The organism is Paraburkholderia strydomiana (genome assembly GCF_031456815.1).
GTDB lineage: Bacteria > Pseudomonadota > Gammaproteobacteria > Burkholderiales > Burkholderiaceae > Paraburkholderia > Paraburkholderia caledonica.
The window spans coordinates 293,559-307,435 of the sequence record NZ_JAVDVL010000005.1 but is presented as its reverse complement, the minus strand read 5'-3'; the positions used below and the strand labels follow the sequence as shown (position 1 = coordinate 307,435).

The following is a 13,877-nucleotide window of genomic DNA, read 5'->3' as shown; positions in this document are numbered from 1 at the left end:
CGCCCTTACCTCTATCGGCAAAGCAGCGGTACCGAAGCGAAACCGCGAAACCGCACGCGCCCGCCGCGCGTCGGCTCGCCGTCCAGTCGATAAGCAGGAAACCGCTGGACGAAACGGCCGATAGCAATGCGCGCCTCGAGCCGCGCGAGCGACAGACCCGCGCACTGATGGATGCCGAAGCCGAATGCGAGGTGGCGGTTGGGCGCGCGGCGGATATCGAAGCGGTCGGGCTCCGCAAACTGCTCCGGGTCGCGATTGGCCGCGCCGATGCACAGCGTGATCGGCGTGCCGCGAGCTACCGGTAGGCCGCCGATCTCCGTGTCGCTGGTCGTCATGCGGTTGCCGAGCTGGTTGGAGCTCTCAAAGCGCAAACATTCTTCGACGGCCGATTCGATCAACGACGGATCTTCCAGCAGCGCGGCACGCTGATCGGGCCATTCGGTCAGCGTGACAAGCCCGTTGCCGATCAGGTTCGTGGTCGTTTCGTGGCCGGCATTCAGAATGAAGATGCAGTTCTGCAGCAACTCTTCTTCCGACAATTGTTCGCCGTCGCCGCTTTCGCCGCGCTCGCCTTGAATGAGGCGCGTGAGGACATCGTGTTGAGGATCGCCCGGTTCGCGCCGGCGCCGCGCGACCAGATCGCGCAGGTAGTCGACGAACTCGGTCACCGCGCGATTGCCCCGCTCGAACTGCTCGCTGGTGAGCGAAGGTTCGAGCGCGCCGAGAATGGCGAGCGACCAGTCGCGCAACGGCTCGCGTTCCGCATGCGGCACGTCGAGCAGGTTGCCGATGATCTCCACCGGAATCGCCGACGCGAACTCGCCGATCAGATCGATGTGCCCGCGTTCGGCCGCGGCATCGAGCAGACCGTCGACGAGACGCACCAGACCGGGTTCCATTGCCGCTATCGCGCGCGCGGTCAGCGCGCCGGCGATCAGCTTGCGCACGCGCGTATGGCGCGGCGGATCGTTGAACACGAGGCTCGTGGTGTGATGCGTGTAGAGCGGCGAGTCGCCGTACTTGGGCTTGAACTCGACGGTCTTGTCCGAACTGAAGGTCTTCGGGTCGCGATATACGGCCTGCACGTCGCGAAAGCGCGTCAGGAAAAGCGAGCCATCAGGCATGCGCTTCACTGGCTCATGCGTGCGCAATGCGCTGTAAACCGGATATGGATTCGCGTAGAACTCGGGGCTCAGATGGCGCAAGTCGAAGTCGCGCGCGAGGATGGCTGTGTCGCCGGCGGTCGCCGTGGGCATGCGTTGTCTCCGTATGGTGTGCGTTGTTGCTCCTGCATCGCAATGACCGTGCTCCGCGCATTTAATGTGTTCTGGCGGTGCCTTGCGAGCGAGCGGTCGTCAAAGCCTTTCTCGTTGACGGCGCTCTCGCGCCGACTCGAAGGCCTGGATGCAGCGAGCGTGGCGCATCGTTTGACCCGTCAGTATGAACGAGGCGCGCGGGGATTGCATTGCCGCTAACCCGCGTTTTGGCATCCACGACGGCGCATCCTGTCGAGCCGTTACAATAAGCGGATTTCCTGCGAGCCCCGCGCTCGCCTTTTCTCGTCAATGCGTCGTTCATGAACCTCGTCATTCAAAGCCCCGCGCCGATTTCCGCCGATCATCACAAGACGCTCGTTGCGCTCGCGCGCGGTTCGCACGCCACCGTCGTCGACGCAAACGCTATCCGCATCTCCGACGCCGATATTGCGCAGCGTCCCGACCTGGACGTTTATTGCGGCACGCATCGGCTGGATTACGCGTTTGTCGAAGCGGGCCGTCAGTTGCGCGACTTCGGCCTCGTCGCGATGGACATGGATTCGACGCTGATCACGATCGAATGTATCGACGAAATCGCCGACTTCTGCGGTCTGAAAGCGGAAGTCGCCGCGATCACCGAAGCCTCGATGCGCGGCGAGATCAAAGACTTCAACGAAAGCCTGACGCGCCGCGTCGCGCTTCTCAAGGGACTCGACGCAAGCGCGCTCGAACGCGTCTATGAAGAACGCCTGCAGCTTTCGCCCGGCGCCGAGCAGATGCTGGCGGGCGCGAAAGAAGCGGGACTGAAAACGCTACTCGTTTCCGGCGGATTCAATTTCTTCACCGAGAAGCTGAAGGCACGGCTCGGCCTCGACTTCACGCGCGCCAATACGCTCGACATCGTGGACGGCAAGCTGACGGGCAAAGTGATCGGCGAGATCGTCAATGCCGATGTGAAGGCGCGCACGCTGCGCGAGACGTGCGCGCAGCTCGGCATCGAGCCGTCGCGCGCAATCGCAATGGGCGACGGCTCCAACGATCTCAAGATGATGGCCGAAGCGGGACTTTCTGTTGCGTTCCGCGCGAAGCCGGTCGTACGTGAAGCCGCCAGCGTGGCGTTCAACTATGTAGGACTGGATGGGTTGTTGCGGTTGTTTTGAGGTCTGCTGCGACGCGGGCGTGGTTGCGTCTTCGTTGCGCCTTCGTTGCGTCTTCGTTGCCTCTTCGTTGTGCCCGATGGCTGCGACTCGCTGAGCGCAGCACAATAAAAAAGCCCACCGCGAATGCGTCGCCGTGGGCTTATCTCACTGCGCCGACGCAGCGTCAGTTCACGCGAGTGCTGCGAGACACTGCTCGATATCCGCGCGCAAATCGGCTTCTTCCTCGAGGCCGATATAGAACCGCACCAGCGTGCCGCGATGCGGCCACTCGCCTTCGATGCGCATCGACGCAATGTCGTACGGCATCACGAGGCTATGCGCGCCGCCCCAGCTCCAGCCGATGGCAAACAGCTCCAGCGACTCGCAGAAAGTGTCGATCTGCGCGGCGCTATACCGTCCGTCGAACACGACGGAAAATAATCCGCCAGCTCCCGTGAAGTCGCGCTTGAAGAACTCGTGCCCCGGACAGTCTTCAATCGCCGGATGCAACACCGCGGCGATCTCCGGCCGCGTCTTCAGCCACTGCGCGAGCGCGAGCGCCGAGCGGTCGTGCTGCTGGAAACGCACTTGCATCGTTGGCAAGCTGCGCAGGATCAACGAGCAGTCATCCGACGACACGCCGATGCCCATGCGCATGCGCGCCGCCTTGAGCTTCAGATGCAGTTCGCGATCGACGGTAATGGTGGCGCCCATCAGCACGTCGCCGCCGCCCGACTGATACTTCGTGAGCGCCTGCACCGAGATGTCGACGCCGTGATCGAACGGACGGAAACCGAGCCCGGCGGACCAGGTGTTGTCGATTGCCGTCACCACGTTACGCGCGCGGGCGGCCGCGGTGATAGCAGGCACGTCGGCCACTTCCATCGTCACGGAACCGGGTGCTTCCAGCCAGATGAGCCGCGTGTTCGGCTGGATCAGCTCGGCAATGCCCGCACCGATCATCGGGTCGTAATAACGAACGGTCACGCCGAAATCGCGTGCGAGCCAGTCGCCGTGATCGCGGTTCGGCGAGTACACGTTGTCGGGAATCAGCACGTCGTCGCCCGCTTTGACGAGCCCGAAGTACACGTTCGAAATAGACGACAGTCCCGAAGGCTGCAACAGCGCGTGATTGCCGCCCTCGATCGTGGCAAGGCGCTGCGCCAGAGCGAGCGACGTGGGCGTTGCGTGCAGGCCATAGCGCCATTGGGCGTCGTTTTTCCAGTCGAGCGCGCGCATGGTCGCGAGGTCCGGGAAAACGACGGTCGACGCGCGCGTGACCGGCATGGAGAAAGACTCGAAGCCCGGCGTGAGCTTGTCCTCTGCGTGCACGATGCGAGTCTGCAAAGACCGTTTGAGTTTGGATTGGGTCATGGTGAATTCAATGAAGAAAGACGATGCGAAAAGCGGCGAACGCCGCGCCGCTCACGCAAGAGTAGACGAGTCGGCGGAATTTCGCCGCGCCGGGTGTGGGTGCCGCGAACCCGCGAAGAGCGCCGGACGCGGAATCACTCGCCGGTTTGCAGGTTGCTGACGCCGCCTACCGGCCGGCCCGCACCCGTTGGCGCGGCCGGCGGAGCCGCGGCTGCGGGCGCCGCCGCATCGGAGCGAGTCGCGGAAGCCGCGCCGCCCGCAGCGGTCTTGCCGTCTTTCGGAGCAGCGGCCGCTGCCGGCACCGCTTGCCCGGCTGCCAGCGGCTTGAGATCGAACGGCTGGGGGTTCGAATCGTCCACGTTCATCCGGTCGCCCGCCACGGAACCGTCCGCCGCGAACTTGCCGACCCAGTTGCCGGTAATGTGCGTGCCGTCGTTCGATTCCTCGACTTCGAGCGTGTCGCCATCGCGGTCGCCGGCGATCAGAATCACTTCACCGGTGTCCGTGAACTGATACTCGCCATGAACGCCGGACGGATCGTCCGTCTTCGGGCCAAGGCGCAGCACGATCTGGCGTGAGCCGAGCATGCCGCTATAGCGCGGAAATCTGGCGAACTCGGGGCTCGGCTTGAGCGGCAACTGGATCGGCGGGGGCGCGGCGAGTTCCTTTACCGCATCGCTTTGCGCTCGCGCCGTTTCCGGCGCCAACACCACCACGCTCACGGACAGCAATGCGGCAACGCTCATAGCCGTCCAGCCGCGCCGACGCATCGCGCCTTTAACCGGTTTCGATTCCTGCATCCGTTCTTTCCTCAATTGCCTTGGCTACTGCCTGCTGCGTTTCAGGCGACTCAGATCCGTTCGAAGATCGCGGCGATGCCCTGCCCGCCGCCGATGCACATCGTGACGAGTGCGTAGCGGCCGCCAATGCGTTGCAGTTCGTACAACGCCTTCACGGTGATCAACGCGCCGGTGGCGCCAATCGGATGGCCGAGCGAAATGCCCGAACCATTCGGGTTGACCTTGGCCGGATCGAAGCCCAGTTCCTTGCTGACCGCACAGGCTTGCGCGGCGAACGCTTCATTGGCCTCAATCACGTCGAGGTCCGCAACCGTCAGCCCGGCACGCTCGAGCGCCTTGCGGCTCGCGGGCACGGGACCGATGCCCATATAGGCGGGATCGACGCCCGCATGCGCGTACGAAACGAGCCGCGCCAACGGCTTGATGCCGCGCTGCTCGGCAACGCTGCGCTCCATCAGAACGACAGCAGCGGCCGCGTCGTTGATGCCCGAAGCGTTGCCCGCCGTGACCGTGCCGTTTTCTTTCGCGAACACGGGCTTGAGCTTGGAAAAATCTTCCGCCGATGCGTTCATGCGCGCGTGTTCGTCGGTATCGAACACGGTGTCGCCTTTCTTCGACGGAATCGTGATCGGCAGGATCTGTTCCTTGAAGTAACCGCTCGTGATCGCGTTGGCTGCGCGGCGATGCGATTCGAGCGCGAGCGCGTCCTGCGCTTCGCGCGAAACGTCGTATTTGCGCGCAACGTTCTCGGCGGTCACGCCCATGTGAATGGACTGGAACGGATCGTTCAACGCGCCGACCATCATGTCGACGAGGCGAGCGTCACCCATGCGCTGACCGAAGCGCGCGGCGGGCATCGAGTAAGGTGCGCGGCTCATGTTCTCCGCGCCGCCGCCGATCGCGATGTCCGCGTCGCCGAGCAGCACGCTTTGTGCGGCCGACACGATCGCCTGCAAGCCCGAGCCGCACAGACGGTTCACGGTCAGCGCGGGCGTGTGCTGCGCGACGCCGCCGTTGATGGCGGCCACGCGGGCCAGATACATGTCTTTCGGTTCCGTATGCACGACGTTGCCGAACACTACGTGGCCGACTTCGTCGCCGGACACGCTTGCGCGCGCGAGGGCCTCGCGCACGACGCGCGCGCCGAGGTCTGTCGGCGGGAAGTCTTTCAGACTGCCGCCGAAACCGCCGATTGCCGTACGCACACCGCTCACCACCACTACGTCCCGTTGCATTGCTCGCTCCTCGTTTAGTCTCTCAAGATGGTTCGCTCTGGCTCGACCCGTATTGCGGCGCATATTGCGACGCTTGATGCGGCTCGTAATGTGACGCGTAGTGCGGCCCGCAAGGCGCGACGCTCAGCCCGCGAGAATCCGTTCGACCGCCGCCCGCGAAGGAATCGGCGCGACCGCGCCGTAGCCTTGCGTGGATAGCGCCGCGGCGACGTTCGCATAACGCGCCGCTTCGAAGGGATCGTCGCCTCCTACTAGCCGTGCGATGAATGCGCCGCCGAAGCAGTCGCCCGCGCCGGTTGCATCGACCGCATTGACAACGTGACCAGGCACGACGCGCCGCTCGTCGGGCGTCGCGATGTATGAACCTTCCTTGCCCAGTTTCAGCGCAACCACGCGTGGACCGTGCGACAGAAGGAAATCGACGATCTCGTCGCGACCGGTCAAACCGGTGAGTTCGGTGACATCGTCCCAGCTTGGCAGGCAGATGTCGGTCTGGCGGATGGCTTCGAGCATCACCGCGCGGGCCCGGTTCAACGGCCACAGCTTCAGGCGCAAATTCGTGTCGAAACTTACCTGCACGCCATTGGCGCGCGCATGCGTAATGGCTTCGAGCGCCGCGTCGCACGCGCTCAGGCTGATCGCGAGACTGATACCCGACAGGTGAATGACTTTGGCAGCGGCGATTGCGTCGAGCGGCAGGTCGCGCGGCGCATAACGGCTCGCCGCGGAACCTGCGCGCAGATAGTCGAACGCGTGGCCGTCGGGGCCATGCGAGACGAAATAAACGCCAGTGGACGCATTCGGGTCGACGCGTACGAGCGCGGTATCCACTTGCTCGCGCTCCCACAGATCGATCAGCAGGCGCCCGAAATGATCGGCGCCGACCGCGGACACGAAGCCGGTACGCGCGCCTTGCCGTGCCGCCGCGACGCAGAAGTTCGACGTGTCGCCGCCGAAGCCTTGCAGATAGTTCGGCTCGTCTTTCGCCGACTGGTTGAACTCGATCATCGCCTCGCCGAGCGCGAGGATTTCCGGTTTAGCCGACGTGTTCACCGACATCGTTCAGACCTCGCCCCACAGGTCGTGGCCGTCCGCGCCAGTGATTTTCACCGACACGAAATCGCCGACCTTGTAACGCTTCGACGCCTTCACGGCGGGCGCGATATACACGACGCCGTCGATCTCCGGCGCATCTGCTGCAGTGCGGCCAATACCGCCGTCGGCATTGATCTCATCGACCAGCACTTTCAGCGTCTTGCCGACCTTCTTGGCGATGCGTTTCGCCGACACCTCTTCGGCCACTTCCATGAAACGCGCACGGCGCTCCTCGCGTACTTCATCGGGCAACGCGCCGTCGAGCTCGTTCGCCGTAGCGCCTTCAACCGGCGAGTAGGCGAAGCAGCCGACACGATCCAGCTCGGCCTCGCGGATGAAGTCGAGCAGCGTCTGAAACTGTTCTTCGGTCTCGCCCGGAAAGCCGGCGATAAACGTGCTGCGGATCGTCAGATCCGGACACATTTCGCGCCACGCCTTCACGCGCTCCATTACTTTCTCGGCGTTGGCCGGGCGCTTCATGCGCTTCAACACTTCAGGATGCGCGTGCTGGAACGGCACGTCGAGATACGGCAACACGTGGCCCTTGTACGGACCTGCCGCCATCATCGGGATGACTTCGTCCACGCTCGGGTACGGATACACGTAGTGCAGGCGCACCCACGCGCCGTATTGCGCGGCCAGTTCGCCTAGCGCGCCGACCAGATCGGTCATACGCGTCTTGATCGGCTTGCCGTTCCAGAAGCCCGTGCGATATTTGACGTCGACGCCGTAAGCGCTCGTGTCCTGCGAAATAACGAGCAGTTCCTTCACGCCGGACTTGAACAGATTTTCCGCTTCGAGCATCACGTCCGCGACCGGCCGCGATACGAGATCGCCGCGCATGGAAGGGATGATGCAGAACGTGCAGCGGTGATTGCAGCCTTCGGAAATTTTCAGATACGCGTAGTGACGCGGCGTGAGCTTCACGCCAGCGGCCGGCACGAGATCGACGAACGGATCGTGCGGCTTCGGCAGATGCGTGTGCACATGCTGCATCACTTCGCCCAACGCGTGCGGACCGGTGACGGCCAGCACCTTCGGATGCACTTCTTCGATGAGCCCCGAGCCGCTCGCGCTCTTCTTCGCGCCAAGGCAGCCGGTGACGATCACCTTGCCGTTTTCATTGAGTGCTTCGCCGATCGCGTCGAGGCTTTCCTGCACCGCTTCGTCGATGAAGCCGCAGGTATTGACGACCACGAGGTCCGCACCGTCATACGTGCCCGAAATCTCATAGCCTTCGGCGCGCAGCTGCGTGATGATCTGCTCGGAGTCGACGAGAGCTTTCGGGCAGCCGAGGCTGACGAAGCCGACCTTCGGACTGGAAGGCGTCGGCGAGGTGGAGGAAATGGTCTGCGGCATAGGTGAATCCGGCGTATAGCGGTGACGTGGCGACAATGGGGACGATCGGGACAGCGCGGCGAGGACGGGAGAACGGGTCGTTCACAACGCCCAGATCCTGAGAACGAGCGTCCCGCGCACGCAACCCGCTATTGTACCGCGCTCGCGCCGCTCAGCCTGCCGCGCGCCGCACCAGCCATGCCGCAAGTCCGCGCCGCTACGCGCTGCACGGCTAGAAGCCGCGCCTGGCGGGCTCGGACGGCTACTTCTTTTCCGGTTCGGGATTGGCCTGCGGGCTAGCGGGCGCCGCGGTATTGGCGCCGCCCGGCACGTTGACCGCGCCGCCCGGCGTGAACGGGAATGTGGCGAACATGGACTTCGCCTGGTTCTGCATCTGCTCCTGCATCTGCACGAACATGTTCTTCGACTGCTCGATGTAGCTCGTCATCATGCCTTGCATCATCGGCGCCTGCATGTTCATGAACTGCGACCACACCTCGGGGTTCATCGCCTTGCCTTCATACAGGTTCTTCGACTGATCGGCGAGCTTTGCCTGAATGTCGATGAAAGCCTGAATGTTCTTTTCCAGATAGGTGCCCATCATGCCCTGCATCGCGTGGCCGTAGAAACGGATGATCTGCGACAGCATCGACGACGAGAACATCGGCAAGCCGCCGCTCTCCTCCTCGAGGATGATCTGCAGCAGGATCGCACGCGTCAGGTCTTCGTTGCTCTTGGCATCGATGACCTTGAAATCCTCCTGGTCCAGCACGAGTTGCTTGACGTCCGTCAGCGTGATGTACGTGCTCGTCTCGGTATCGTACAGCCGACGATTCGGATATTTCTTGATCAGTCGTTCGGCTGCTTTCTTTGTAGTAGTAGTCATGTAACGCCTTTGAGCGCAAGTAGAGCGCGGACGGCGTGCCGGCTGCGCAATCGGGCATTTGCGCAACCGGGACGCCGCCGGAACCATCCGAGCCAGACCGCGCTGCCTTGTGAGCGGCGCGCCTGTAACTCAGCCCATATGCAAACCGCCGTTCAGCGAAAAATCCGCACCCGTCGAAAAACCCGATTCTTCCGACGCGAGCCACGCCACGATCGAGCCGATTTCGTCCGGCTGTCCGAGGCGGCGCACCGGAATCGTCGCAACGATCTTTTCCAGCACGTCGGGGCGGATCGACTTGACCATGTCCGTGCCGATGTAGCCCGGCGACACGGTGTTGACCGTCACGCCCTTGGTGGCCACTTCCTGCGCGAGCGACATCGTGAAGCCGTGAATGCCGGCCTTCGCGGTCGAGTAGTTGGTCTGGCCGAACTGCCCCTTCTGCCCATTCACCGACGAAATGTTGATGATGCGGCCCCAGCCGCGCTCCACCATACCGTCGATCACCTGCTTGGTGACATTGAAGAGACTCGTCAGGTTGGTATCGATCACCGCGGTCCAGTCTTCGTGGGTCATCTTGCGGAACACCACGTCGCGGGTGATGCCCGCATTGTTCACCAGCACGTCGATCTCGCCGACTTCGGCCTTGACCTTGTCGAACGCGGCTTTGGTCGACTCCCAATCGCCGACATTCCCTTCGGACGCGACGAAATCGAAGCCCAGCGCCTTCTGCTCTTCGAGCCACTTCACGCGGCGCGGCGAATTCGGACCGCAGCCCGCGATGACCTTGTAGCCTTCCTTGTGCAGCCGCTGGCAGATGCTCGTGCCGATGCCGCCCATGCCGCCCGTTACATACGCAATTCGCTGTGTCATGACCTTGACTCCATTATCGTTTTCGAGGCGCCGACCGGCTGTTCCGACCGGCTACCTCTGCCCTCGCCTGATGCTTGATCGCGCCGCCCTCTCGCGAACGGCTGTGAGGCCGCTACTGCGCTCGCGCGCCGCGTGCGGCGCGCCTGAACACCTGGTCCGGCACCTCCTGGCGCCTCGCGCGCAGGCGGGGCGCGCGCTCGTTCAAACCCGCTCGAGCGCCAGTGCGACGCCCATGCCGCCGCCGATACACAGCGAAGCGAGACCCTTCTTCGCATCGCGCTTCTGCATTTCATACAGCAGCGTGACGAGAATCCGGCAGCCGGACGCACCGATCGGGTGGCCGATCGCAATCGCCCCGCCGTTCACGTTGATCTTCGACGTGTCCCAGCCCATCTGCTTATGTACCGCGAGCGCCTGAGCGGCGAACGCTTCGTTGATTTCCATCAGGTCGAGATCGTTCACGCTCCAGCCTGCCCGCTCGAGGCAGCGGCGCGAAGCCGGTACCGGGCCCATGCCCATGACCTTCGGATCGACACCCGCGTTCGCGTACGCCTTGATGCGCGCAAGCGGCGTGAGGCCGAGCGCTTCCGCTTTCTTCGCGGACATCACGAGCACCGCCGCCGCGCCGTCGTTCAGACCTGAAGCGTTGGCCGCCGTGACCGTGCCTTCTTTCGAGAAAGCCGGCTTGAGCCCTGCAAGCGATTCGGCCGTCACACCGTGGCGCACGAACTCATCGGTGGCGAAACGCACCGGGTCGCCCTTGCGTTGCGGGATTTCGACCGGCACGATTTCGTCGTCGAAACGGCCCGACTTCTGTGCGGCTTCAGCCTTGTTCTGCGACAACGCCGCAAACGCGTCCTGCTGTTCGCGCGTGATGTCGAATTCCTTCGCGACGTTTTCAGCCGTCACGCCCATGTGGTACTGGTTGTACACGTCCCACAGGCCGTCGACGATCATCGAGTCGATCAGCTTTGCGTCGCCCATACGGAAACCGTCGCGCGAGCCAGGCAGCACGTGCGGTGCGGCGCTCATGTTTTCCTGACCGCCGGCGATCACGATGTCCGCGTCGCCCGCAATGATCGCGTTGGCGGCCAGCATGACCGCTTTCAGGCCCGAACCGCAGACCTTGTTGATCGTCATGCCCGGCACTGCCGCAGGCAGACCGGCCTTGATCAGCGACTGGCGCGCCGGATTCTGCCCCGAGCCCGCCGTCAGCACCTGACCCAGGATCACTTCACTCACCTGCTCGGGCTTCATGCCCGCGCGTTCCAGCACCGCGCGGATCACCGTCGCGCCGAGTTCGGGCGCCGCGATCTTCGCCAGCGACCCACCGAATTTGCCTACTGCCGTACGGGCGGCCGATACGATCACAACATCAGTCATTTCGATATCCTCCGGGCACATCGGCTGATTACGCCGCAGCCCGTCACGTTAAAAATCTTGTTGCTCGTCAAAAACGCTCACTCGTCCCGTTGCCTGCGTCCGGTTGAACCGCACGCCGTAGCGCCTTACTCGCGCTGCCGCACGTAGCGCCCCGGCGCCGGCTCGATTACCGGGAACTCCTGCGATCCGGCCGCCGCGCGCGGCTTCACCTTCTTGCCGCCGTACTGATCGAGCCATGTGGTCCACTCGGGCCACCAGCTGCCGGGTACTTCTTTCGCCGCGCCGAGCCATTCGTCAGGCGTTTCCGGCAATTCCGCGGTTTCGCCGTCGAGCGTCCAGTAACTGCGCTTCTTTTTCGCGGGCGGATTGATCACGCCGGCGATATGACCCGACGCGCCGAGTACGAACTTCAACGGACCGGTGAGGAGCGGCACCGACGCATAAGCCGTTTGCCACGGCACGATATGGTCTTCGCGCGAACCGTAGATGAAGGTGGGCACGTCGACCTTCGACAGGTCCACCGGCTCGCCGCAAGTAGTCAGCGCGCCTGGCTCGCGCAGACGGTTTTCGAGGTACGTATTGCGCAGATACCAGACATACATGGGGCCTGGCAGGCTTGTCGAGTCGCTGTTCCAGTACAGCAGGTCGAACGGCACCGGCGTGCGTCCCTTCAGATAATTGTCGACCACGTAGTTCCACACGAGGTCGTTCGGCCGCAGGAACGAAAACGCGTTGGCGAATTCGACCCCGCGCATCAGTCCCGGCGGCGTACCGTTCTTGCCGCCGATGGTCTGCTCGCGCATCTGCACATGCGCTTCGTCGACGAAGATATCGAGCACGCCCGTATCGGAGAAGTCGAGCATCGCGGTGAGCAGCGTCATCGACGCAGCCGGATGTTCGCCGCGCGCCGCGGCCACCGCGAGCGCCGTGGCGAGCAGCGTGCCGCCTACGCAGAAGCCGAGCGTGTTGATCTGCTCGCGCCCGCTGATCCGGCTCACCGTTTCCAATGCCGTGAGAACGCCTTCACCGACGTAGTCGTCCCACGTTTTATGGGCGATCGACGCATCCGCGTTACGCCAGGAAATCAGAAACACCTGATGTCCCGAATCGAGCACATGCGCGACCAGCGAGTTCTCCGGCTGCAGGTCGAGAATGTAGTACTTGTTGATGCAAGGCGGCACGATCAGCAAAGGACGCTCGCGTACGGTCGCCGTGCGCGGCTTGTACTGGATCAGCTGCATCAGCTCGTTTTCGAAAACGACGGAGCCTTCGGTGGTCGCGAGATTTTCGCCGACCACGAAGCGCGATTCGTCTGTTTGCGAGATCTTGCCGCGCTGCATGTCCGTAAGCAGATTCATCACGCCTTGACGCAAGCTCTCGCCATGGCTTTCGAGCAAGGTTTTTTGCGCCTCGGGATTCAACGCGAGGAAGTTGCTCGGCGATGCGGCGGCCGTCCATTGCTGAACTGCGAAACGGATGCGCTCGCGCACTTTCGGTTCGGCTTCCAGCGCGTCGACCATTTCCTGCAGATAGCGCGCGTTCAGCAGATACCAGGCAGCGGTGAATGCGAAGGCCGGCGTGGAACTCCATGCGTCCGAACTGAAGCGGCGGTCCTTGAGTTCGGGCGCCTTCGGTGCCGCGCCGTTGCCGCTCGCCTGCTGGAGCAGGACCATTGCTTCGCGCGTGTAGTCGGCTTGCAGTTTCTGCAGACGCTCGGGGGGAATCGCCGCGGCTGGCATGTTCAAGCCTGCCAACGACGGCATGGCTGGCATCGCACCCGCTGCCAGCTTGCTGAAGTCAGGCATGCCTGGGAAGCCGGGGAAAGACCCGAGTCCTGGAAACGACGCTGGGAATGTTCCCGGAAATGCTCCTGAAAACGACGGCATTTGCGGCAAGCTCCAGGGTGTCGCGCCTTGCGCTGGAGGAACCTGCGGCATGGCGAACGGCGTGCCGTTGCCAGAGGGCGCCGCGCCGAGCGCGCGCCACGCATTTAACCAGGCGTCGAAAAATTGCTGCATGCCCGCGGCCGGTGTAGCTCCGCTCGTGTCGGCCTGCTGCGTTTGCTCCTTCGAGGAGTCGGTGCTGGGGGAAGCTGAGGAATGAGAAGCTGCCATACCTGCTTTTGACCGGTAAGTCCTTGCGGACGGTTGAGAGGCAGGTTCATGCGCACGTGGGCGATCGCTCGCGCCCTCGTCACGCCCTGTCCCATGTACGAGGAGCTGTGAGAAACATTCTTGCTCCCCATCGCAAGGCATGTCAATGCTTGTTCCCGATTTTGCCGCAGTGCGATAGTTTTTTAATTATCGTTTTCCCTGTATCGCCTGACGTGATTTTCGGCCATATGTCAAACGCATGGCTGATCTGCAAAAAAGCTCGCGTTCTACGGCGCTTTAATCACATTTATGAAGCGCAGCACAACGCTGAATCGCCGCTGCTTTATCGACTCGATCAGGTTCCGGCAGCGCAGCAAAAAGCGTAGTTCCCGCTATGGGAAACGGGCA

12 protein-coding genes are annotated in these 13,877 nt (G+C 63.2%); 2 read left to right on the top strand and 10 right to left on the bottom strand.

All coding sequences use genetic code 11. The annotated features are described in order from the left end of the window. Window positions 1-11: 11 nt before the first annotated feature. Window positions 12-1,256: a cytochrome P450 gene (locus J2W46_RS16515; RefSeq protein ID WP_310355045.1), complete on the bottom strand. Its 1,245-nt coding sequence runs from the start codon at window positions 1,254-1,256 to the stop codon at window positions 12-14. A gap of 320 nt (window positions 1,257-1,576) precedes the next feature. On the opposite strand from J2W46_RS16515, the gene serB reads away from it, so the two are divergent. After that, a complete protein-coding gene (gene serB / locus J2W46_RS16510; protein ID WP_288823847.1) occupies window positions 1,577-2,416 on the top strand; it encodes a phosphoserine phosphatase SerB in 840 nt (279 codons plus the stop codon). Between the two features lie 168 nt (window positions 2,417-2,584). On the opposite strand, the gene J2W46_RS16505 is transcribed toward serB, so the two are convergent. The 9 genes from J2W46_RS16505 to phaC form a co-directional block, all read right to left on the bottom strand. Continuing rightward, on the bottom strand, window positions 2,585-3,769 hold the full coding sequence (locus tag J2W46_RS16505; protein WP_310355042.1) for a cystathionine beta-lyase: 1,185 nt from the start codon (window positions 3,767-3,769) through the stop codon (window positions 2,585-2,587). A 134-nt stretch (window positions 3,770-3,903) separates the two neighbouring features. Beyond that, window positions 3,904-4,569, bottom strand: a complete 666-nt coding sequence (locus J2W46_RS16500; protein ID WP_288823849.1) for a hypothetical protein — start codon at window positions 4,567-4,569, stop codon at window positions 3,904-3,906. A gap of 50 nt (window positions 4,570-4,619) precedes the next feature. Then, window positions 4,620-5,804: a beta-ketothiolase BktB gene (gene bktB, locus J2W46_RS16495; RefSeq protein WP_310355040.1), complete on the bottom strand. Its 1,185-nt coding sequence runs from the start codon at window positions 5,802-5,804 to the stop codon at window positions 4,620-4,622. Window positions 5,805-5,927: 123 nt separating this feature from the next. Further along, window positions 5,928-6,863: a sugar kinase gene (locus tag J2W46_RS16490; protein WP_310355038.1), complete on the bottom strand. Its 936-nt coding sequence runs from the start codon at window positions 6,861-6,863 to the stop codon at window positions 5,928-5,930. 3 nt (window positions 6,864-6,866) lie between these two features. Next, on the bottom strand, window positions 6,867-8,258 hold the full coding sequence (rimO, locus tag J2W46_RS16485; protein ID WP_042318966.1) for a 30S ribosomal protein S12 methylthiotransferase RimO: 1,392 nt from the start codon (window positions 8,256-8,258) through the stop codon (window positions 6,867-6,869). Between the two features lie 241 nt (window positions 8,259-8,499). Next, window positions 8,500-9,123: a polyhydroxyalkanoate synthesis repressor PhaR gene (phaR, locus tag J2W46_RS16480; protein ID WP_020065866.1), complete on the bottom strand. Its 624-nt coding sequence runs from the start codon at window positions 9,121-9,123 to the stop codon at window positions 8,500-8,502. A gap of 129 nt (window positions 9,124-9,252) precedes the next feature. Then, the gene (locus J2W46_RS16475; protein WP_020065865.1) at window positions 9,253-9,993 is read right to left on the bottom strand and encodes a 3-ketoacyl-ACP reductase; all 741 of its coding nucleotides are present in this window, start codon (window positions 9,991-9,993) and stop codon (window positions 9,253-9,255) included. Window positions 9,994-10,194: 201 nt separating this feature from the next. Then, window positions 10,195-11,376 carry an acetyl-CoA C-acetyltransferase gene (locus tag J2W46_RS16470; RefSeq protein WP_020065864.1) on the bottom strand — a complete coding sequence of 394 codons (1,182 nt, stop codon included), beginning with the start codon at window positions 11,374-11,376 and terminating at the stop codon, window positions 10,195-10,197. 125 nt (window positions 11,377-11,501) lie between these two features. Then, window positions 11,502-13,394, bottom strand: a complete 1,893-nt coding sequence (gene phaC, locus J2W46_RS16465; RefSeq protein WP_310355243.1) for a class I poly(R)-hydroxyalkanoic acid synthase — start codon at window positions 13,392-13,394, stop codon at window positions 11,502-11,504. 203 nt (window positions 13,395-13,597) lie between these two features. On the opposite strand from phaC, the gene J2W46_RS16460 reads away from it, so the two are divergent. Next, the gene (locus J2W46_RS16460; RefSeq protein ID WP_310355034.1) at window positions 13,598-13,855 is read left to right on the top strand and encodes a hypothetical protein; all 258 of its coding nucleotides are present in this window, start codon (window positions 13,598-13,600) and stop codon (window positions 13,853-13,855) included. Window positions 13,856-13,877 lie beyond the last annotated feature (22 nt).

Coding starts and splice junctions, on each gene's coding strand:
- rimO (WP_042318966.1), bottom strand. CDS start 8,258: ATGCCGCAGACCATTTCCTCCACCTCGCCGACGCCTTCCAGTCCGAAG.
- J2W46_RS16490 (WP_310355038.1), bottom strand. CDS start 6,863: ATGTCGGTGAACACGTCGGCTAAACCGGAAATCCTCGCGCTCGGCGAG.
- J2W46_RS16500 (WP_288823849.1), bottom strand. CDS start 4,569: ATGCAGGAATCGAAACCGGTTAAAGGCGCGATGCGTCGGCGCGGCTGG.
- bktB (WP_310355040.1), bottom strand. CDS start 5,804: ATGCAACGGGACGTAGTGGTGGTGAGCGGTGTGCGTACGGCAATCGGC.
- phaC (WP_310355243.1), bottom strand. CDS start 13,394: ATGCAGCAATTTTTCGACGCCTGGTTAAATGCGTGGCGCGCGCTCGGC.
- J2W46_RS16515 (WP_310355045.1), bottom strand. CDS start 1,256: ATGCCCACGGCGACCGCCGGCGACACAGCCATCCTCGCGCGCGACTTC.
- J2W46_RS16470 (WP_020065864.1), bottom strand. CDS start 11,376: ATGACTGATGTTGTGATCGTATCGGCCGCCCGTACGGCAGTAGGCAAA.
- J2W46_RS16475 (WP_020065865.1), bottom strand. CDS start 9,993: ATGACACAGCGAATTGCGTATGTAACGGGCGGCATGGGCGGCATCGGC.
- J2W46_RS16505 (WP_310355042.1), bottom strand. CDS start 3,769: ATGACCCAATCCAAACTCAAACGGTCTTTGCAGACTCGCATCGTGCAC.
- phaR (WP_020065866.1), bottom strand. CDS start 9,123: ATGACTACTACTACAAAGAAAGCAGCCGAACGACTGATCAAGAAATAT.
- serB (WP_288823847.1), top strand. CDS start 1,577: ATGAACCTCGTCATTCAAAGCCCCGCGCCGATTTCCGCCGATCATCAC.